This is a genomic window from Hyphococcus flavus (assembly GCF_028748065.1).
In the GTDB taxonomy this organism is placed as follows: Bacteria; Pseudomonadota; Alphaproteobacteria; order Caulobacterales; family Parvularculaceae; genus Hyphococcus; species Hyphococcus flavus.
This window is the reverse complement of the sequence record NZ_CP118166.1, coordinates 2147896-2167223: the sequence shown is the minus strand read 5'-3', so window position 1 is coordinate 2167223 and position 19328 is coordinate 2147896. Positions and strand designations below refer to the sequence as shown.

The following is a 19328-nucleotide window of genomic DNA, read 5'->3' as shown; positions in this document are numbered from 1 at the left end:
ATGAATTCCCTAAGGCTTACTCGGATGCGCTTTCGCGCCCTTCCCAGCCCGGACCGCGTACAACGCGACCGCCAAAAGCGCCCGTGTGTTCGCCGTCACGCAACGTGTGAACACCATTGACGAACACATGGTCGACGCCCACGGCCAACTGGTGTGGTTCGGCGAACGTCGCCTTGTCCTGAATGGCTTCAGGATCGAATACGACAACATCCGCGTAATAACCTGGCGCAAGCATGCCGCGATCTTTGATTTTCAGGTTGCCCGCTGGGAGCGAAGTCATTTTTCGAACGGCTTCTTCAAGGGTGATGACGCCTTCGTCGCGAATATATTTTGCATATACGCGCGCGAAGTTGCCGTAGGCGCGCGGATGGGTGCTTTGTTCAAGAAACAACCCTTCCGGCGCCATTGAGCCGCCGTCAGAACCGAAGCTGACCCATGGCAAAGCGACTTTCTTGGCGATGTTTTCTTCCGACATGGAAAAGTAAACCACCTGCACCCGGCTGCCGTCTTCGATCACAAGATCCATTGCCGTTTCCGTATACGGCTTGCCGCGCTCATCGGCGACTTCGGCCAGGGTCTTGCCGATATACTTCCTTAGCTCCGGGTTTTTAAAGCCTACCAGCAACACCCCCTCGGGACCGCCGGCGTTGGTGATGCCGCTAACGAATTCGGCTGATGGATTTTCAATCGCTTCGGCGACGCGCGCACGAACATCAGAGTCCTGCAATCGTTCCGCCCACGCTTCATATCCGCCTTCCTGCACCCACAACGGCATAGCGGCGTCAAGGCCCGTCGAACTTGCAGGATAGGTGTACATGTCTGCAGTAATCCGCAGACCCTCCGCCTGCGCGGCCTCGACTTTGGCGACGACCTCGTCAAGTTTATTCCAATTTGACTGACCACTCGCCTTCAAGTGATAAATCTCTGCTGGTATTCCTGCCTCGCGTGCGATCTGGATCAACTCGTCTACCGCTTCCAGCAGTTGATGAGACTCGTTGCGAATATGAGAAATATACATGCCGCCGAACTCAGCAGCAGCTTCGTTTAGCGCAACCAATTCTTCCGTGCTTGCGAAATTTGCCGGTGCGTAGATTAGAGATGAGCCAACACCCATGGCGCCTTCGCGCATCGCGTCGCGCACAAGCTCTTGCATGCTGGCAAGTTCTTCCGGCGTCGCGGCCCGGTTCTCGTAACCAACCTCGTGCATGCGGACTGTGGTGGCGCCGACAAAAGAAGCGACATTCGGCGACACGCCTTTTGTTTCCAGATGCTCCAGATATTCGCCAAGCGTCGTCCACGGGATGTCGTACTGAATGTCGCTCTGCCGTTCTTTGAAGCCGTCTTTCATTTCCTCAGACAAAGGCCCCCATGAAACGCCTTCGCCAAAGACCTCCAGCGTCACGCCTTGGCTGATGTCGCCGAGGCTTCGCCCGTCATGAATCAAATCCACAACAGCCCAGCTCAACATGTTGATAAAGCCGGGCGTTACGGCGCGGCCTTCCGCGTCTATAACCGTGTCAGCGTTTGCATCTCCAAGATCACCGACAGCGACAATACGGTCGCCTTCAATCGCGACATCCGCCGCCATACCAGGCGAGCCTGAACCGTCGTAAACTGTACCGCCCCGGATGATGACATCGTAACGCTCGCCAGCATTCTCCGACCCGCCGCTACAACCCGCTAATGCAGCAAACGCCGCCGCCGCTAATTTCTTCAACATGAGATCGCCCCTTCTTCGTTTCTCAATCACCAGATATATACGCGTTCTTCCGGCGGAAGATACATGGCGTCGCCGGGCTTTACGTCAAAAGCCTCATACCATTCGTCGATATTGACCACCATGCCGTTCACCCGAAGATCCATCGGACTGTGCGGCGCAGACAACAAGCGACGCCTGAGTGATTCGTCAGTCTGCTTAAACCGTCGCGCCTGCGCGCGCCCCAAGAACACCCGTTGCGCGCCGGTGAATCCGTCAAGCACTGGCGGCTCTTCGCCCTCCAGGGAAAGCATGTAGGCATGATAAGCGACAATAACGCCAGCCAGATCGCCAATATTCTCGCCAAGGGTCAGGCGGCCATTCACATTGAGACCGGGCAATGGTTCGTATTTGCCAAACTGCTCGGCAAGCCTGTCACCAAGAGCGTCGAAAGCTTCGCGGTCTTCTTGCGTCCACCAGGATTGCAAAACGCCGTTGCCGTCATACTTGGATCCCTGATCATCAAATCCGTGCCCAATTTCGTGACCAACGATTGATCCGATCGCCCCATAGTTCAGCGCAGGATCAGCATTGGGATCAAACAAAGGCGATTGAATATAGCCCGCAGGAATAAACGCCTCATTCCGGCTTGGGCTGTAGTATGCATTAACCGTTTGCGGGCCCGTGAACCATTCACTCTTATCGACTGGCGATGATAAACGTTGTTGGTCTCTTTTGGCGTCAAGGCTTCTCACGCGCTTGACGTTCCCGATGAGATCTCTGGCGCGAATACGCAACCCCGCATAACTCCGCCATTTATCAGGATACGCGATTTTCGCTGTCATCATCTCCAACTTTTCCTGTGCACGGACTTTTGTCTCCGGCGTCATCCAGGAAAGATTGGCAATGCGATTGCGCAAGGCCGCGCGCACGTTTTCGAACAACGCTGTCATCTGAATTTTCGATTCTTCAGGAAAGAACCGTTCAATGTAAAGTTTGCCAACCGCCTGATCGAGAAGATCATTAACCAGGGCGATGCCGCGTTTTTCACGAGGCCTTTGTTCGGACTGGCCGTTAAGGGTCTTGCCAAAAAAAGCGAAGTTTTCTTCGTCAAACCGTGCGGGAAGGTAAGATGCAAAGCTGCGCAGCAAATGATAGGTCAGGTATGCGCGCCAGGTTTCAATGTCGGTTTGAGCGAATAGACTAGCCAATTCGGGAAAAGCGTCTTTTTCGCGCACAACAAAGTCTCGCGCTTCACCGAGCCCCGCACCGTCAAAATACGCATCCCAGGAAAATGCAGGCGCGAGCTCCCGCAACTCGGCGATTGTCATTTTGTTGTAGGTTCGATCTGCATCGCGCCTTTCAGCACGCTCCCAATGCAGGGCTGCAATGGCCTTTTCCAATTCAAAAACAGCGTCTGCTTTTTGTTTGGCGTTTTCCACCTCCGCCAGTTCAAGCATTGCGGCGATATGGGTGCGATACGCTTCCCGGGTCGCCTCCATCCGTTCTGTTTCACGCTCGTAATAAGACTTGTCGGGAAGGCCGAGGCCGGAATGGGTAAGCCAGGTGACAAACCGGTCAGGCTGTTTCGAGTCCACCCAGACATAGACGCTGAACGGTCCGCCAATGCCGAGTTCGGGGTCGGCCATGAGCGCCGCAATGTCTTCGTGCGAATTCGCTTCAGCAATTCGAACCAGATCTTCCGAGACAGGCTCAAGCCCGCGCGCTTCAATTCGTTCCGTATCAAGAAAACTTGCGTATAGATCGCGAATTCGTTGCGGATCCGAGCCGCGGCGAACACGGAGATCTTTCAACTGTTCGATAATATGGGCTATTCGCTGTTCATTCCGGTCTCGCATAATGGTCGAGAAACCGTACCCGGCGCGGTCCGAAGGAATATCTGTTGCATCAAGCCACCCGCCATTTGCAAAGCGGTAAAAGTCGTCTCCCGGCCGCGTTTCGCGATCCAGCGCAGCCAACGGGTATCCCCACGGCTCAATTAATGGCGTTTCTTTTTCTTCCTGATCGTTTGCCCAAGCCGCAGCGCTCAAAGCTGTACAAACAGCGGCAACCATCGCGAACCGTACTAATTTCATCACTACACCTCTCAACCATTCTGTTCCGAGACTATCGCTCGGAAGCGGCCTGCAATTTAACAAGCGCCTTGATGACGCCATGCAGGCTTCTGGTTTCGCTTTCGGTCAACCCGGCCCGCTGAAACGCGACCTTTAGATTTCGCTCCATATTGGGGCGTTTTTCCTCCGGAAAGAAATACCCCGCTCGGTCCAGTTCGTTCACAAGATGGTCAAAAAACCGCTCGAAATTCGCTTTCGCTGCAGGGCGCAACTGGCTTGCGGTCTTAGCCAGACTCTCGCGCGCATCCGCTTTGGCCCACTCATAGGCGACAACAAGCGCCGCTTGCGCAAGATTGAGCGAGGCGAACGCTGGATTGACGGGGATGGAGATAATCCCATCGCAACGCATCACATCGTCATTTGAAAGTCCGGCCCGCTCTCCACCGAACAGAACCGCGCATTTTTCACCCTGATCAATCCGCGACTTCAGTTCTGTTGCCGCTTGTTCCGGGGATAACACGGGAAGCAACGCTTCTCTCGATCGGGCAGTCGTCGCGAGTGCATATGTGCAATCGGCAAGCCCCTCTCGCGTGGATGAGAAAACCTGCGCCTGATCGATGACAATGCTTGCGCCGGCAGACATGGCGCCGGCTTTTTCATTTGGCCAGCCGTCGCGCGGGTTGACGATCCTGAGCCCTGAAAGTCCGAAATTCAGCATCGCACGCGCTGTTGCGCCGATATTTTCACCCATCTGCGGCTCAACCAGTATGAACAGCGGCGCCGGACGCAAAAATCCTTTTCCGTCGCGGCGCGCGATTCTTTCCGTTGCGCCCGATGTGTTTTTTCCAGACCTGCTCATTTGCCCCGCCAATATAGTCGAAAAGTCCCCACAATCACCGTCTTCGCCGCCCCTGCCCCTTTCGCGTCCGGGCTCCGGATGCTAAGAGCCCGCCCGATTCACCCAGAATGTAGTCCACGGCGCGCTTCACTTTCCATCGCGCCCCAAGAAGTCCGGTAGGAAAATCCATGCAAAAGATCAAAGTCGATAATCCAATCGTTGAAATGGACGGGGACGAGATGACCCGGATCATCTGGCAGATGATCAAGGACAAGCTTATTCATCCCTATCTCGATATCGACCTGAAATATTTCGATCTGGGCATGGAAAGCCGCGACGAGACGGACGACCAGATCACAATCGAGGCGGCGGAAGCCACCAAGAAATATGGCGTCGCTGTAAAATGCGCGACCATCACGCCTGACGAGGCGCGCGTCGAGGAATTCGGCCTCAAGAAAATGTGGCGTTCGCCGAACGGTACAATCCGCAACATTCTTGGCGGCGTCGTCTTCCGCGAGCCCATCATCATCCGCAATGTTCCCCGGCTGGTGCCCGGCTGGACGCAACCGGTGATTATCGGCCGCCACGCCTTTGGCGATCAGTACCGCGCCACCGACATGCTGTTCCCTGACAAGGGCAAGCTTTCCATTAAATGGGAAGGCGAGAACGGCGACGTTATCGAGCATGAAGTCTTCGAGGCTCCTTCCGCCGGCATCTATATGGGCATGTATAATCTCGATGCGTCGATCCGCGATTTCGCCCGCGCCTGCTTCAATTACGGCCTCCAGCGCCAGTACCCGGTCTATCTTTCCACCAAGAACACGATCCTGAAAAAATACGACGGCCGCTTCAAAGATATTTTCGCTGAAATTTTTGAGGCCGAATTCAAGGACAAGTTCGAAGCCTTCGGCGGGACCTACGAACATCGTCTGATCGATGACATGGTAGCGGCCTGTATGAAATGGTCCGGCGGTTATGTCTGGGCCTGTAAAAACTACGACGGCGACGTTCAATCCGATACGGTAGCGCAAGGGTTTGGATCGCTGGGCCTTATGTCTTCGGTCCTTATGACCCCGGATGGAAAGACCGTTGAGGCCGAAGCCGCGCACGGCACGGTCACGCGCCACTATCGCGCGCATCAGCGCGGCGAGGAAACATCGACCAACTCCATTGCCTCCATCTTTGCGTGGACCCGCGGGCTTGCGCATCGCGGCAAGCTTGACGGCAATGAAGCGCTGAAAACCTTCGCATCGACGCTTGAACAGACGGTGATCAAAACCGTCGAAGGCGGGCACATGACCAAGGACCTGGCGCTATTGATCGGGGCCGAGCAAAAATGGCTCACCACCACCGGTTTCCTGGAAAAAGTCGATGAAAATTTCCAGAAAGCGATGAATTCTTAGGCCCCCGCGAGGCCACTGAAATATCGGCTAAGGTGCTGAATTTATATGCGCATTAGCGATTGCGGGCGGTCGCCCGCAGATTCCGGGCGGTTCGCCGCAAAACTCTCGTCATGGCGCCTTTCGCATGGCAACATGAGATTGGGTTGAGTTGCGTATAGCCTACGATTTAAGGAGTCTCGCCATGAACCGGTCTGCTTTTCTGATCAGCTTTGCCGCCGCGGCTGCGCTTGCAGCGCCAGCTATGGGGGAGACACGTAATTTCGATCTCCCGGAGTTCGACAAGATTGATGTTTCCGCCGGCCTGAAACTGGTGGCGACCGCAGGCGGCGCACAGTCGGTGAGCGTCGAAACAGAAGATGGTGATTTTTCCGATTTTGAAATCGAGGTGCGAGACGGCGTATTGGTTATCTCTCGTGAATGGAACCGCCTGCGCTGGCATCAACGAAAAGCCGATTACAAAGTCACTGTCTCCGCAAGGGAACTGACTGCTCTTGATGCTTCGTCAGGCTCTCATTCTTATCTTTCCGAAATCAGCACACGTCGTTTTTCATTTGATATCTCCAGCGGCGCACATGTGACAGCGGCTGGCCGAAGCGATGATTGCGATATCGATCTATCGAGCGGGGCGAATTTCAACGCTGGCGAATTCGCGTGCGACCATGCCAATATCGACGTTTCAAGCGGCGGACATGGCAAACTCACAGTAAACGCATCCCTCATCGGCGACGCATCAAGCGGTGGACATGTGTCTGTTTATGGGGAGCCGGAACGCGTAAACATTGACCGTTCATCAGGCGGGCGCATCAAAGTAAAACAGGTGATTTATCAGGCTAAAAACGACTAGGGCTTGATGCGAAAGTTCTAACGATCCGCGCTACAATAACAAAACAAATGCGCACCAAAAGAAAAGGGAAAACAATGACCATCAAATGTGTTTTGACGGCTGGAGCCGTCTCTTGCCTTGCATTCAGCGCTGCGCAAGCAGAAACGAGAAACTTTGACTTCAGCGGATTTTCAGCCGTTGAGGCGTCGGCAGGCTTGAGCGTTGAAGTGACGGTTGGCGGCGACTATTCCGTTCGAGCGGAAGGCGACGCCGACGACCTTGAAAAATTGCGTCTCGAACTGGACGGCGACACGCTGGAAGTCGGCCGCAAGCGAAGCAGTATTTTTCAAAGAAACAGCCGCAGCGACATTACGGTTTTCGTCTCCATGCCATCAATGAATGAGGCGAGCGCATCATCAGGTTCCGAGCTTACGGCGACCGGCATCGATGCCGGTGACTTTTCCGCATCGGTTTCGAGCGGCGCAGAGGCGACGTTGAGCGGGACATGTGACACTATTGACGCCAGCGGCTCAACCGGCGCTGACCTTGATGCAGATGATCTGCGCTGCAGTCATGCGGATGCGGACGTTTCCACCGGCGCCAGCCTCAGCCTTTATGCTTCTGAAAGTATTGAAGCTGATGCCTCAACCGGTGGTGATATTGTCGTATATGGTGGTCCGGCCAATACGGACATCGACAAGTCCACCGGCGGCAGCGTCCGGGTCAGAGATTAAAGACTAATCGCTTGTTCAATTGATTTGATGGCCTCAGCGGCGCGCGCGCCGTCGGGGCCGCCTGCCTGCGCCATGTCGGGGCGCCCGCCCCCGCCCTTGCCGCCTACGGCTTCCGCGCCGGCGCGAACGAGGTCAACGGCGGACAGTTTGTCTTTAAGATCGTCGGTAACGCCTACCGCCAATGCAGCCTTGCCTTCATTGACGCCGATGAACGCCGCAACGCCCGACCCTATGGTCTGCTTCGCCTGATCGACGAGACCGCGCAAATCTTTCGCCGCAACGCCGTCAAGCACCTTGCCGATGAATTTGACGCCGGCAATTTCGATGACTTCATCAGCCGGTTTCGCGCCACCCCCGCCGCCAAGCGCCAGTTGTTTTTTCGCCTCCGCAAGATCGCGCTCGAGTTTTTTTCTCTCCGCAACAAGCGCTTCAATACGCGCAGGTAAATCCTCCGCCGTCGTCTTCATGGCGTCAGCGGCCTTACGTGCAAGCGATCCCTGTTCCTCCAGATAAAGCCGCGCCGCCTCACCTGTTACGCACTCGATGCGGCGCACGCCCGCCGAGACAGCGCTTTCGGAAATCACTTTGAACAGCGCAATGTCGCCGAGGCGTTTCACATGAGTGCCGCCGCAAAGTTCAACAGAATAAGGCTTGCCCGATCCATCCAGCGCTTCACCCATAGTCAGCACACGAACATCGTCATCATACTTCTCGCCGAAAAGCGCGATAGCGCCTGACGCGACAGCGTCGTCATATGGCATAATGCGCGTTTCAACGGGACCGTTCTGGCGAATAACCGCGTTTACGCGCCGCTCAACCTCAGAAATTTCATCCGCAGAGATGGCATTGGGGTTGGTGATGTCAAACCGCATGCGTTCCGCCGCCACGAGCGAGCCCTTTTGCGCCACATGCGTTCCCAACACTTCGCGCAGCGCAGCGTGCGCCAAATGCGTGACGGAGTGGTTGGATCGGATGCGGTTGCGGCGCGCGACATCAATGGAAAGATGAACTGCCTCACCAGCTTTGATCGACCCTTTTTCAATCTTGCCGATATGGCCGTGCAGAACGCCAGCACGCTTTTTCACATCGGTAATGATGATTTCGGCGCCATCATCAGTGGTGATGCGTCCGGCGTCGCCCACCTGACCACCGGATTCCGCATAGAACGGCGTCTGGTTGACGATGAGTTCAATCTCGTCGCCCTTGCCAGCCTCACTTACGACTTCACCGCCTTTGACAATTGCCTGAACGACGCCTTCGGCCTCGTCATGGATGTAACCAAGAAATTCGCTGGCGCCGTGTTCCGAGCGCAGATCGAACCAGACGGACTCGTCCGCCGTGTCGCCGGAACCCGCCCAGGCGGCGCGCGCGGCTTTTTTCTGCGCATCCATCGCCGCACCGAAGCCTGCGACGTCAACTTCCCGGCCCTCGCGTCGGAGCGCATCTTGCGTCAGGTCGAGCGGAAACCCGTATGTGTCGTATAACTTGAACGCCGCCTCACCCGGCAAGGCTTCTCCATCGCCGAGTTTTTCCGTTTCGTCAGAAAGTAATTTCAGTCCGCGATCGAGAAGACTGCGGAATTTTTCTTCTTCAGAACGCAATGTTTCGACAATCAGCGTTTCCGCCCGGCCAAGTTCGGGGAAAGCGCCACCCATTTCACGTACAAGCACCGGCGCCAGACGCGCGAGCAATGGATCGCGCGCACCAAGCGAATGGGCATACCGCATGGCGCGCCGCATGATCCGGCGCAACACGTAACCACGGCCTTCGTTGGATGGCGCAACGCCGTCGGCGATGAGGAAAGATGTGGCGCGCAAGTGATCAGCAATCACGCGGTGCGCCGGCGCGTCATCGCCTTCAGCCTTGCGGCCGGTCAGGTCGACCGACGCGTTGATCAGTGTCTTGAACAAATCGACATCGTAATTGTCATGAACGCCCTGCAGCACTGCCGCGATGCGCTCAAGCCCCATGCCCGTGTCAATGGACGGCTTCGGCAACTCGACCTGTTTGCCGTCGGCAAACCTTTCGAACTGCATAAAGACGAGGTTCCAGATCTCTACAAACCGGTCGCCGTCTTCGTCTGGCGATCCCGGCGGGCCGCCCGGAATATGGTCGCCATGATCGTAGAAAATTTCAGAGCATGGCCCGCATGGACCCGTGTCGCCCATGGCCCAGAAGTTGTCATTCGTCGCGATACGGATGATGCGGCTTTCTGGCAGGCCGGAAATCTTGCGCCAGAGATCGAACGCTTCGTCATCCGTATGATAGACAGTGACGGTTAGCCGGTCAGCGGCGAGACCGAAATCCTTGTGCACCAGAGTCCAGGCGGCGTCGATCGCTTCTTCCTTGAAATAATCGCCAAAGGAAAAATTACCGAGCATTTCGAAAAACGTGTGGTGGCGCGCCGTGTAACCGACATTGTCGAGATCGTTGTGCTTGCCGCCGGCGCGCACGCATTTTTGCGAGGACGCCGCACGGTTGTAATCGCGGGTCTCGGCCCCGGTGAAGATATTCTTGAACGGCACCATGCCGGCGTTGACAAACATCAAGGTCGGGTCGTTCTGCGGCACGAGAGGGGCCGACGGCGCGATATGGTGGCCGCGCGCGGCGAAGAAGTTCAAAAATTGCGACCGGATATCTTTCAGCGACGTCATCAAAAGCTCATGTCATTCAAAACGAAACCCGCGCCGTTATGGCGCGGGACCGGTATTAAGGCGCGTGGCCGCGCCCGTCTAGATAAGGGGTGAAGTGGGGCGTCAAACCGCGCCCCGCAAGGCTTTACGTCATGCAGAAGAAGTTCAGCTTGTTGCCGTCTGGGTCGCGGAAATACCCGGCGTAGAAACTGTTGCCGCGCGGGCCCGCCGGGCCTTCGTCCTTCGCCCCAAGCTCCATGGCTTTTTTGTAGAGCTTATCGACCGTTTCCGGCTTGTCGCAGGCAAGCGCCACCATGACGCCATTGCCGATAGTGGCGGCGTTGCCGTCATGGGGTTTGATGACCGAGATGGCGGGCTGTTTCGGGTCAACGGCCCAGGCGATAAAGGTGTCCGCCTCCATCATGCGTTTGGCCCCAATTTCGCCGAGCAGCGCGTCATAAAACTTGGCGGCTTTTTCCATATCATTAGTGCCGAGGGTGACATATCCGATCATGGGTTCTCTCCTTTTCCATGGATAATAACGTCATAGTGGCGCGAAGACGCCGCACGACAAAGTGTGCGGCGCAGTCCGCTGGTTGAATTATTTGTGAAAGACGGGAGCGCGACTATCTCCGCGCGCTCTTTGAAGGTTACGACGCCTCGGCGGTTTCCGCGCTGTCGTCGTTCTCTTCGCCGCCGGTGAGCATATCCTCAGCGATGAGCCCGGCGTTCTGGCGAATGGCCCGCTCAATCTCGGCAGCCATATCCGGATGGTCTTTGAGGAACTGCTTGGCGTTTTCCCGGCCCTGACCGATCCGTTCGGAATTATAGGAAAACCAAGAGCCGGATTTCTCAACCACCTCGGCCTTGACGCCGAGATCGAGAATTTCGCCCATCTTGGAGACGCCCTCGCCATACATGATGTCGAATTCCACCTGCTTGAACGGCGGCGCCACCTTGTTTTTGACCACCTTGACGCGGGTCTGGTTGCCGACAACCTCGTCCCTGTTCTTGATCGCGCCGATACGGCGGATGTCGAGACGCACGGAGGAATAAAACTTCAGCGCATTGCCGCCGGTCGTCGTTTCCGGCGAGCCGAACATGACGCCGATCTTCATCCGGATCTGGTTGATGAAGACCACGAGACAATTGGAGCGCGAGATCGAACCCGTCAGCTTACGGAGCGCCTGGCTCATCAACCGCGCCTGAAGACCGGGAAGCGAGTCGCCCATCTCGCCCTCAAGCTCCGCACGCGGCGTCAGCGCCGCAACGGAGTCGATGACCAGCAAGTCGATCGCGCCGGAGCGCACCAGCGTGTCGGCAATCTCAAGCGCCTGCTCGCCAGTGTCGGGCTGTGAAATCAGAAGATCGTCGAGATTGACGCCAAGCTTGCCGGCGTAAACCGGGTCGAGCGCATGTTCGGCGTCGATAAAGGCGGCGGTGCCGCCCTGTTTCTGGGTTTCGGCGGCCACATGCAGCGCCAGGGTCGTCTTGCCGGAACTTTCCGGCCCGTAGATTTCAACGACACGCCCCTTGGGAAGCCCGCCGATGCCGAGCGCGATATCGAGGCCGAGGGAGCCGGTCGAAATCGCCTCCATATCGACCACCTCGCGGTCGCCGAGGCGCATGAGCGAGCCCTTGCCGAACGCCTTGTCTATCTGGGAAATCGCTGATTCCAGCGCCTTTGACTTATCCACGTCGCCCGCCTCCACAACACGCAAACCGCCTTTGATCATTACCGCCTCCGTTGCCTGACCGGGAGCACCCCGTCAATGAGGCGCTTATGTACGCTATTTGTTCTCTTTTGGCAAGATGGTTAAAATATTGTTTTTATATATTTTTTCAGATTTGTTCTAATTTTGTTTTTCCAGTTAGAGGGGGCGATATTATCGATGGCAAACCCAGATTTCAGACAGTTTCTCGAATCGCCTGAGCCTGTAGCAGAAAATCGCTCTATTTGGCCTTTTTCTTCTTCTAGCCTTCGCCCTTTTTCGAGCGCGTTTTTGCGATCTTACGGACTACGGCTTCGAAGACTTCTTCGGACTCGTCAGCTTCGAGTTCCCGCGCCTTTTCGCGGAATTTCTCGATTTGGCTTTTCTCTTTCGTGTCGCTCATGGGCGGTAATTTAGTCGCGCCCGATGGAGAAGTCATTAGGCGACGGGTGCGAGGGATCCGATCGGCCTTCGGCAAATTTGCTGGCGCTTGGCGAGGTCTTGCATAGGGAGTTGGTGCGCGCGGGGTATGTCGATCTTGAACCGGCTTGGGAAAAAATGCTTTGCGATGAAAAGGTCAGCTTTTGCGTCATCGCAAAAGTCATAGTTCGGAAGCATGAGACCATACGCGGGTTGCCATGCGCAGCCGACCTGTAACGATAAGATATGTTGGAGATTTAACATTTGCGAACAGCCTTAGCTTTACCGAAACTAGGTCTTCCCCGTCGTGGTGTCGGATTTGAACATCATATTTATGGTAGTCATCAGTGGCTGGGCTAAGCCACTGATAGTAGCAGCCAACAAACCTATAAATATCACTTTGTTTTTCTAAAATAATAGGCGGCAAGAACGGATCGAACGAGTCGGTTCCTAGCTCACCAACCGTGAGGGCGTGGCCAATTTTTGCCAACATAAGAGCAAACCGTTTCCGATTCATTCCCACCTGAATGGTGTTGCCTGTTGTTTCCTTCCATTCATCCCAAAGGCTTTCGCTGCTTATTATCGCGTAAGATTCGCCGTACCCAACATGTTTAGAATTAAAAAGTAGTGGCGGCGCGTATATTGGAAAAACGCCCGCAACCGGGCTTTTTAACGGATCGATGCGCAATGTTCGAACCTGGCCATATGCGTCAACGGTTTTAGCGTGTGCAATTCGTTTTTTGGCTCGCTTATTTTTTAGCAACCCCATCCGTGCACGGATGGGGTTAAACATTTGACCTAAAACGAAAGACTCTATGGTTGCGGTGTGTTTGCGGCACTTCTCGCAACTTGCGTTACGCAAGACGTGACATCCGCCAAGGCCTTCTGGGAGAATGTGTTCATCAGAAAGAGTATCCTCAGAACCGCAATAAATGCATTTACCGATATTGCGGAAAGTCGGAGGCGTCAGATTTTCTTTTTTGAAACGAATGGTCATTCCGCACCCTCTTCTCAATCCAATGTAAGCGGTAGGAAGGGCCCGGCTCACGCCGGGTTTTATGCTATGAAGCCAAAACGAGCGGACAATCCCTTAACGGCTAAACATATTGCTGAATTACAGTCTGGGAATAAGACTTTGGTGCATCATTTTGAGATCAAACAAGGTAAAGCGGCGCTTGTAAGATCACGAATTATCAACGTCGAGAAAGACGATCATGATATTGACTCGCAGCCATATTGATATGTTTGCAATCCATATCAGCGCCGGAGACTGATCCCTTTTCCTTCAACATTGCCTGCATGACTTCGCAGTCTGTCATGAAGCTCGTGTCATAGCTCATATTGAAGCGCGATCTGCCTTCATATCGGTAGGTCGCTGTTGCCCCACAATTAGGGCATGTGATGATAGCCATATAACGGCATCCTTATATGACGCCGAAAACGGTTGACTTTGCGCTCGAATTTTCCGAATGATTCCTCGTGCACAAATTCTTCCCGTTTCCAGCGGGGTTACAGTTAAACGGCGGCTCGCTACAGCCGCCGTTTTTTATTATCGCGCGATTCGATTGTTTACGTCTCGCCTTCTTACCGTTAATGTTTCCCCATCCTTTCACCCCGTCCTTGGATAGTGGAAGGCGGATTGAAGAAAGCGGGTGCTAGCGTGATGCGGTTCCCGTTTTCTTTTTTCGCCAGCGCAAGAAATGCGCCGCCTTCTGTCTAAGCGTAACGAGCGTTGTTAGCCTGGTAGAAACAATAGCGTGAAGAAGTCCTCTACCCCCGCTCATCACCCGTCAGGTATCGCCAGGCGACGCCGCCGGCGACGGAGGTGAGGCCGTATTGTATGACCAGCGACAGCCAGGTGGCGAACAGCACCAGATAGAAGCCCGCGCTTGAGCGATCCCACATGCCGGCCTGCGCCTCCAGCATGCGGCGCTCGAATTCCTCGCCCAACCGCTCTGCGGCTGAGGGGTCGACCATGACGGCGGCGAAATATTCTCCGAAGACGGAGAAAAAGCCGCCCGCCATCATCAGGCTGACCGGCGTTGAAAGAACGGCCAGGAATATCATCCAGACGAGCCAGTAAAAGAACAGGCCGATGGTCGCGTCCTTGGTCGCTTCCCATGTCTCGCCAATGCCGATGGAGCGCGCGCCCACCGCAGCCGGGAAGATCAGCGACATGCGCAAGGCGAACCAGATCGCCGCAACGATGATGGCGAGCATGAGAAGGCCAAAGGCGGCCCCCGCAATCTCGCCCGGCACGGCGCCGGCCGCGACGCTAAGAACGGCGATCAGCACCGTCATGCCGAGCATCGCGGCGATCGCGACGATCGAAACAATGACGATCAACAGAATGTAAGCAAGCAGCAAACGCAGCTCGTCACCGCCAAACGACAAATAAAACGGCATGCGCGGCGCGTCGCCCCGGATGATGTGCTTCAACACGCCGGCGATCAGCATCGGGTACAGCACGAGCGAGGCGAGGAAAATCAGCCCCGAGGTTTTCGCGATGGGGCCGAGAACGCTGAAAATTTCGTTCGGATCGCCGCTTTCCTCGATGGCGAGCATTTGCATCTGCGCGTCCATCATCTGCGGCATGGCGTAGGCCATCACGCCGGTGAGCAGCGCCGCCGGCAGCCAGACGAGCTTCAGGAAAGTCAGGAAATGCGCGCCCAGATACGCGAAGGATGCGCCCAGCGCCTTGAATACCGGAAATCTCATTTTTTCGCCCCGCTCGCTCAGGCTCTTAAGCCACCCATCGAATAACAGCCTAATATTGCAACTTTTTTATAATCCTACCGTGGAAGCGGTTACGAAAACACCCACATGGAGTTCCGCCGCTCGAACCGGCGCGCCGCCCCGAAATAAGCGGGGTTGTTGCGCTGCAAACGGTTCTCGCGCGGCGCGGTTTAGGTTAATAAACGGCGCATAGCCGTTTCATATTGAGGGGTCGTCATGGGCCGGATTTTATTTTTTCTCGTAGCGCTTGTCGCAGTGGCGCTCGCCGTTCTGTTGTTCCTGCCGGGGCTGATCCCTGTTGCGGCGTTCAAGGACCGGATTGAAACCGCCGCCTCCAACGCCGTCGGGCGCGAGGTGACGATTTCCGACAACCTTTCGTTTCGGGTTTTTCCGCGTACGGCGTTTCACGTCGAGGAATTGGTGATCGCGAACGCTGAAGGGTTCGAGGGGCCGTACCTGATCCGCGTCGAAGAAGCTGATATTGGCGTCAAACTGATCCCGCTGTTGTCTGAGTCCGTTGAGATCGACCGTTTCGTGTTGACCCGGCCAGACATCAATCTCGCCCGCAACAGGTCGGGCGCCGTCAACTGGGACCTTTCAACTGCAAGCACCCCTGAAGAAGGCGAAGCGCAATCGACCGGGAGCGGTCCGCGCGAGCTGAAACTGGGCGATGTCCGCATTGTCGAGGGCGCGGCGAGATACCAGGACGCCGCAGCCGGCAAATCATACGCCGCTGAAGACATTAATATGTCGGTTGTGTTGAAAAGCCTCGCCGAGCCATTGGAAATGCGCGGCGACATGGTGTTCCAGGGCGAGCCGTCAAAGGTCGACATTGTTTTGACCAGCCTAGCTGACATTATCGACAAGCAGCCGGGCAATCTGAAAATGAATCTGGAAATTGGCGATGCGACAGCCGGCGCCGATCTTACCGTGAACACCGGCGATGCTTTAAGTTACGCCGGACCCGTTACGCTCGATGCGCCTGACCTTCCCGCTCTTGCTGCGCTGGTCGGCACGCAGCTTGAGGACGCGCCGGGCTTTGACAAGCTTGCCGTCAAGGGCGACATCGATGGCGGCGACAGCTCGTTGCGGCTCGAAAATGCGGACATCACCTTTGACGAGATCGAGGCGCAAGGCGTCGTCAATCTGAACTGGGCGGGCGCCAAGCCGAAAGCAACCGGCGTTCTGTCTACGGAGCGTCTTGATTTGCGGCCCTATATGCCACCGCCTGCCGAAAGCGCCGAAGGGTTCCCCGCATGGTCCGAAGCGCCCATGGATTTTTCCAGCCTGCGCAATATGGACGCCGAATTCGACATCTCCACCGATGCGATTTTCGTCAACAACCTTGAATTCGGAGAAAGCCGCATCAAGCTGACAGTCGATAACGGCCGGATGACAGCCGAGATCCCCGAACTTTCCATGTATGGCGGGCAAGGCTCAGGCCGAATGGTAGTCAATGCGCGCGGCTCAACGCCTTCCTTCGCCGGCAACTTCGATGTCGGCGCAGTGCAGGCGCAACCATTTACACAAGACCTGATGAAGCATGACAATTTGCTTGGGCTTGGCTCGTTCAAGCTGAACTTCGAAGCGGCCGGCGCGAGCCAGGCGGCCATTATGAACTCTGTCGATGGTTCGGGCGGATTTGACCTTGCCGACGGCGCCCTTAAAGGCGTCAACATCGCCGCCATGGTCCGCGCCGTCGGCGAGTTTCAGGACGGGTTCAACCCGGCTGCTTTACAGCGCGCTGTTTCTGAGGCGCGCGGGCCAAGCGAACAGACGGATTTTTCCGAATTTCTTTCTGACTTTTCGATCACCAACGGGCTCGTGAATGCGCCGACAATCAATCTTACCGGCCCCTACCTCACCATGACTGGCGCCGGCACTGTGAACCTTGCCGCGCAAACCATCGACATTCGTCTGTCGCCGCGCGGGACAACCACCATGGACGGCCAGGGCGGACGGGCTGTTACTGTTCCTGTCCGGGTGGGCGGCACGTTTTCGCAACCCACCATCGGCATCGATGCGGAATCGCTGGCGCGTGCAGGTCTGCAAAGAACCCTGACGGATGTATTGAGCCGCAATCGCGATAATGAAGAAACCGAAGGCGAGGAAGCCGAAGAAGAAGATCCCGCCAGTTCTATCATCAAGGGTATTTTAGGCGGACGGCGTCAGCAGCCAGATGACGGCGCTGAGAACCCGGATGACAACAACGGCGCCACAACAGAAGAAACGCTGATCAACGAAGGCCTCAATGCGATCTTTAATCAGCGCAAGAAATCGGCTGACGACGCCGAACAGCAGAAAGAAAACCCGCAATAAAAAACCGCCCTGCCATCGGAGGGACGCGCAGGGCGGCTTTGATATTATTCTAGTCCGGCTCTTAACGGCCGTTGACGGATTTACTCGTGCGCGGCCGGATCCGGGCAGTCTGACTTAGAACGCCGCATCAACAACGCGATCAGAACAATCGCGAGGACGGGTGATGCGAGAATAAACAATGTCATTGCAACGGCGCCGCCTGCCGCAACAACGCCGATAAGTGCGCCGATCAGTCCAACGATGACGCCAAACACCGCGCCAAGAAGGCCGATGATAATGCCGGCAAGTCCACCGAAACCCGCGACAAGAGACTCGGCAACCGTTAATTGCGGTTCGCCATAAAAGTACGCTCCGACGGACAATGCGCCGCCTAAAAACAAAACCAGTATTACCGGTACATATAGCCATGCCGCGCTTGATCGCGCCGGTTCTCGATATTCTGTAGTCGCCATTTTCGCACCCCTTTTCTTCAAGCGGAACACCGCTCGCCTTTTCTTTGATGTTTCAGATAACGCAGGTACTGATGAGATAATGGGCGTGTCGCCGGATCGCCTCAAGTCTTGCGGCCTTGCGTTCAGCTTGTTTTCAAAGCGCTTCATCGCGAATGTAATAAGCTTGCGAGACGGCGTTTGCTTTGCTACGCGGTTCGTCCTTCATTCAGAACGGTTCATCCATGGCGACGCGAAAACGCGCAAACACTCAATCGGCGCCGCCGCGCGCCTGGCAACGCATGCTGTCAGGGCGGCGGCTGGACCTGCTCGACCCGTCACCGGTTGATGTAGAAATTGAAGACATCGCCCATGGGCTTGCCCGCGTTGCGCGCTGGAATGGGCAGACTGTTGGCCCCCTTCCCTTTAACGTCGCCCAGCATTCGCTGATCGTTGAAAACTTCTGCAGCGAATTAAAACCCGGCTGGCCGGCGAAATGGCGCCTCGCCGCCTTGCTGCACGATGCGCCTGAATTCGTCATTGGCGACATGATCTCTCCCTTCAAGGCGCAACTGGGCGGCCAATATAAAGTAATCGAGGGCCGGTTGATGGAAGCGATCCATCTGCGATTCGGCCTGCCCGCGCATTTGCCTGATACGATTGAAAAATTGATCAAACGCGCTGACCGGGCGTCAGCCTATTTTGAAGCCGTGCAATTGGCCGGTTTTGATCCGGCGGAAGCGCGCAAGTTTTTCGGCGCGCCGCGCGGCGTCGCCCATCGCGAGCTTGACGTCATGACGGCGCTTCAGTCGCAAAAAGCATATCTCGAGCGGTTTCATCAGCTCGCCAAAGCCATCTCTGCTTAAAAACTGAAGACAGTTGATGACATCCGCGCGATTTCAAGCGCGTGTGATCGCGCCTGCCCTTCACATGAGCGGGGGAAGTAGTATTTCTAAGCGTGTCTTTAGCAATCAGCACCCAAGCGGTGAAACGTAGTAACTGTTAATGCCGAAAATTATCGTGAGCTCACTCGAAAAGCTTGAAGAGGTCTTCCGACTTCATGAGCCTCGGTTTGCGATTTCCATTCTGGACGCCAAGGACGAAACGCCAGCCTGCCTGAAAGCCTTGCCGGCTGATCGTCACCTTGCCCTTGGCGGCGGCGATTGCGACAAAAAGAATGACGCGGAATGCTGGCGCCCGGACATTGTCGAATTCGCCACGCACTGGGCCGCGAGCGGTGAAAACATTGTCGTCAACTGTCACCGGGGCGTAGCGCGCTCTATGGCGCTCGCCTATATTTTGATTTGCGTAAAAGAAGAAGGCGCTTGCGAGTTCAAGATCGCCGAACGCCTACGCAAGGCCGCCCCCCATGCCGATCCAAATCTGTTGATGGTCTCTAAAGCGGATGAGGCGCTTGGCCGCGATGACCGCATGGTCGCCGCCATGCTTGATATGTGTCCGTGTTCATCGACCGTGGCTGCGCCTGTCGTCGTCTTGCCTGTAGCGTAGCA

Annotated in this window: 16 protein-coding genes; 6 read left to right on the top strand and 10 right to left on the bottom strand. The window is 55.9% G+C overall.

Features of this window, described 5'->3' with window-relative positions:
• Nucleotides 1-16: 16 nt before the first annotated feature.
• From PUV54_RS10365 to PUV54_RS10355, 3 genes are read right to left on the bottom strand one after another with little or no spacing between them, the layout of a single operon-like run.
• Nucleotides 17-1720: an N-acyl-D-amino-acid deacylase family protein gene (locus PUV54_RS10365; RefSeq protein WP_274492162.1), complete on the bottom strand. Its 1704-nt coding sequence runs from the start codon at nt 1718-1720 to the stop codon at nt 17-19.
• Between the two features lie 26 nt (nt 1721-1746).
• Nucleotides 1747-3792 carry a M13 family metallopeptidase gene (locus PUV54_RS10360; RefSeq protein WP_274492161.1) on the bottom strand — a complete coding sequence of 682 codons (2046 nt, stop codon included), beginning with the start codon at nt 3790-3792 and terminating at the stop codon, nt 1747-1749.
• A gap of 31 nt (nt 3793-3823) precedes the next feature.
• The gene (locus PUV54_RS10355; RefSeq protein WP_274492160.1) at nt 3824-4630 is read right to left on the bottom strand and encodes an RNA methyltransferase; all 807 of its coding nucleotides are present in this window, start codon (nt 4628-4630) and stop codon (nt 3824-3826) included.
• A 167-nt stretch (nt 4631-4797) separates the two neighbouring features.
• On the opposite strand from PUV54_RS10355, the gene PUV54_RS10350 reads away from it, so the two are divergent.
• The 3 genes from PUV54_RS10350 (at nt 4798) to PUV54_RS10340 (ending at nt 7569) form a co-directional block, all read left to right on the top strand.
• Nucleotides 4798-6012 (top strand): NADP-dependent isocitrate dehydrogenase, encoded by a 1215-nt coding sequence (locus PUV54_RS10350; protein ID WP_274492159.1) that lies wholly within the window; start codon nt 4798-4800, stop codon nt 6010-6012.
• A gap of 181 nt (nt 6013-6193) precedes the next feature.
• Nucleotides 6194-6856 carry a head GIN domain-containing protein gene (locus tag PUV54_RS10345; protein ID WP_274492158.1) on the top strand — a complete coding sequence of 221 codons (663 nt, stop codon included), beginning with the start codon at nt 6194-6196 and terminating at the stop codon, nt 6854-6856.
• A gap of 74 nt (nt 6857-6930) precedes the next feature.
• On the top strand, nt 6931-7569 hold the full coding sequence (locus PUV54_RS10340) for a head GIN domain-containing protein (RefSeq protein ID WP_274492157.1): 639 nt from the start codon (nt 6931-6933) through the stop codon (nt 7567-7569).
• Here PUV54_RS10340 and alaS read toward each other — a convergent pair.
• From alaS to PUV54_RS10310, 6 genes are all read right to left on the bottom strand, one after another.
• On the bottom strand, nt 7566-10223 hold the full coding sequence (gene alaS, locus PUV54_RS10335; protein WP_274492156.1) for an alanine--tRNA ligase: 2658 nt from the start codon (nt 10221-10223) through the stop codon (nt 7566-7568). The two genes, PUV54_RS10340 and alaS, sit on opposite strands and share 4 nt — an antisense overlap.
• Before the next feature lie 124 nt (nt 10224-10347).
• Nucleotides 10348-10716, bottom strand: a complete 369-nt coding sequence (locus tag PUV54_RS10330; protein WP_274492155.1) for a VOC family protein — start codon at nt 10714-10716, stop codon at nt 10348-10350.
• 136 nt (nt 10717-10852) lie between these two features.
• Nucleotides 10853-11938, bottom strand: coding sequence for a recombinase RecA (gene recA, locus PUV54_RS10325; protein ID WP_274492154.1), 1086 nt, complete (start codon nt 11936-11938; stop codon nt 10853-10855).
• 238 nt (nt 11939-12176) lie between these two features.
• Nucleotides 12177-12317 (bottom strand): hypothetical protein, encoded by a 141-nt coding sequence (locus PUV54_RS10320; RefSeq protein ID WP_274492153.1) that lies wholly within the window; start codon nt 12315-12317, stop codon nt 12177-12179.
• A 198-nt stretch (nt 12318-12515) separates the two neighbouring features.
• Nucleotides 12516-13331, bottom strand: a complete 816-nt coding sequence (locus tag PUV54_RS10315; protein WP_274492152.1) for an HNH endonuclease — start codon at nt 13329-13331, stop codon at nt 12516-12518.
• Nucleotides 13332-14104: 773 nt separating this feature from the next.
• On the bottom strand, nt 14105-15052 hold the full coding sequence (locus tag PUV54_RS10310) for a hypothetical protein (protein WP_274492151.1): 948 nt from the start codon (nt 15050-15052) through the stop codon (nt 14105-14107).
• A gap of 234 nt (nt 15053-15286) precedes the next feature.
• On the opposite strand from PUV54_RS10310, the gene PUV54_RS10305 reads away from it, so the two are divergent.
• Complete coding sequence (locus tag PUV54_RS10305) at nt 15287-17389, top strand: AsmA family protein (RefSeq protein WP_274492150.1); 2103 nt, start codon at nt 15287-15289, stop codon at nt 17387-17389.
• Between the two features lie 80 nt (nt 17390-17469).
• On the opposite strand, the gene PUV54_RS10300 is transcribed toward PUV54_RS10305, so the two are convergent.
• Entirely contained in the window at nt 17470-17841 is a 372-nt protein-coding gene (locus PUV54_RS10300; protein ID WP_274492149.1) for a hypothetical protein, read from the bottom strand.
• Nucleotides 17842-18062: 221 nt separating this feature from the next.
• On the opposite strand from PUV54_RS10300, the gene PUV54_RS10295 reads away from it, so the two are divergent.
• Entirely contained in the window at nt 18063-18683 is a 621-nt protein-coding gene (locus tag PUV54_RS10295; protein ID WP_274492148.1) for an HD family hydrolase, read from the top strand.
• 139 nt (nt 18684-18822) lie between these two features.
• Nucleotides 18823-19326: a hypothetical protein gene (locus PUV54_RS10290; protein WP_274492147.1), complete on the top strand. Its 504-nt coding sequence runs from the start codon at nt 18823-18825 to the stop codon at nt 19324-19326.
• Nucleotides 19327-19328 lie beyond the last annotated feature (2 nt).

Excerpts from the sequence above, each read along its gene's own strand:
- PUV54_RS10300 (WP_274492149.1), bottom strand. The coding sequence starts at position 17,841 with ATGGCGACTACAGAATATCGAGAACCGGCGCGATCAAGCGCGGCATGG.
- PUV54_RS10330 (WP_274492155.1), bottom strand. The coding sequence starts at position 10,716 with ATGATCGGATATGTCACCCTCGGCACTAATGATATGGAAAAAGCCGCC.
- PUV54_RS10315 (WP_274492152.1), bottom strand. The coding sequence starts at position 13,331 with ATGACCATTCGTTTCAAAAAAGAAAATCTGACGCCTCCGACTTTCCGC.
- PUV54_RS10305 (WP_274492150.1), top strand. The coding sequence starts at position 15,287 with ATGGGCCGGATTTTATTTTTTCTCGTAGCGCTTGTCGCAGTGGCGCTC.
- PUV54_RS10290 (WP_274492147.1), top strand. The coding sequence starts at position 18,823 with ATGCCGAAAATTATCGTGAGCTCACTCGAAAAGCTTGAAGAGGTCTTC.
- PUV54_RS10360 (WP_274492161.1), bottom strand. The coding sequence starts at position 3,792 with ATGAAATTAGTACGGTTCGCGATGGTTGCCGCTGTTTGTACAGCTTTG.
- PUV54_RS10355 (WP_274492160.1), bottom strand. The coding sequence starts at position 4,630 with ATGAGCAGGTCTGGAAAAAACACATCGGGCGCAACGGAAAGAATCGCG.
- recA (WP_274492154.1), bottom strand. The coding sequence starts at position 11,938 with ATGATCAAAGGCGGTTTGCGTGTTGTGGAGGCGGGCGACGTGGATAAG.
- PUV54_RS10320 (WP_274492153.1), bottom strand. The coding sequence starts at position 12,317 with ATGAGCGACACGAAAGAGAAAAGCCAAATCGAGAAATTCCGCGAAAAG.
- PUV54_RS10340 (WP_274492157.1), top strand. The coding sequence starts at position 6,931 with ATGACCATCAAATGTGTTTTGACGGCTGGAGCCGTCTCTTGCCTTGCA.
- alaS (WP_274492156.1), bottom strand. The coding sequence starts at position 10,223 with ATGACGTCGCTGAAAGATATCCGGTCGCAATTTTTGAACTTCTTCGCC.
- PUV54_RS10310 (WP_274492151.1), bottom strand. The coding sequence starts at position 15,052 with ATGAGATTTCCGGTATTCAAGGCGCTGGGCGCATCCTTCGCGTATCTG.
- PUV54_RS10365 (WP_274492162.1), bottom strand. The coding sequence starts at position 1,720 with ATGTTGAAGAAATTAGCGGCGGCGGCGTTTGCTGCATTAGCGGGTTGT.
- PUV54_RS10350 (WP_274492159.1), top strand. The coding sequence starts at position 4,798 with ATGCAAAAGATCAAAGTCGATAATCCAATCGTTGAAATGGACGGGGAC.
- PUV54_RS10345 (WP_274492158.1), top strand. The coding sequence starts at position 6,194 with ATGAACCGGTCTGCTTTTCTGATCAGCTTTGCCGCCGCGGCTGCGCTT.
- PUV54_RS10295 (WP_274492148.1), top strand. The coding sequence starts at position 18,063 with ATGGCGACGCGAAAACGCGCAAACACTCAATCGGCGCCGCCGCGCGCC.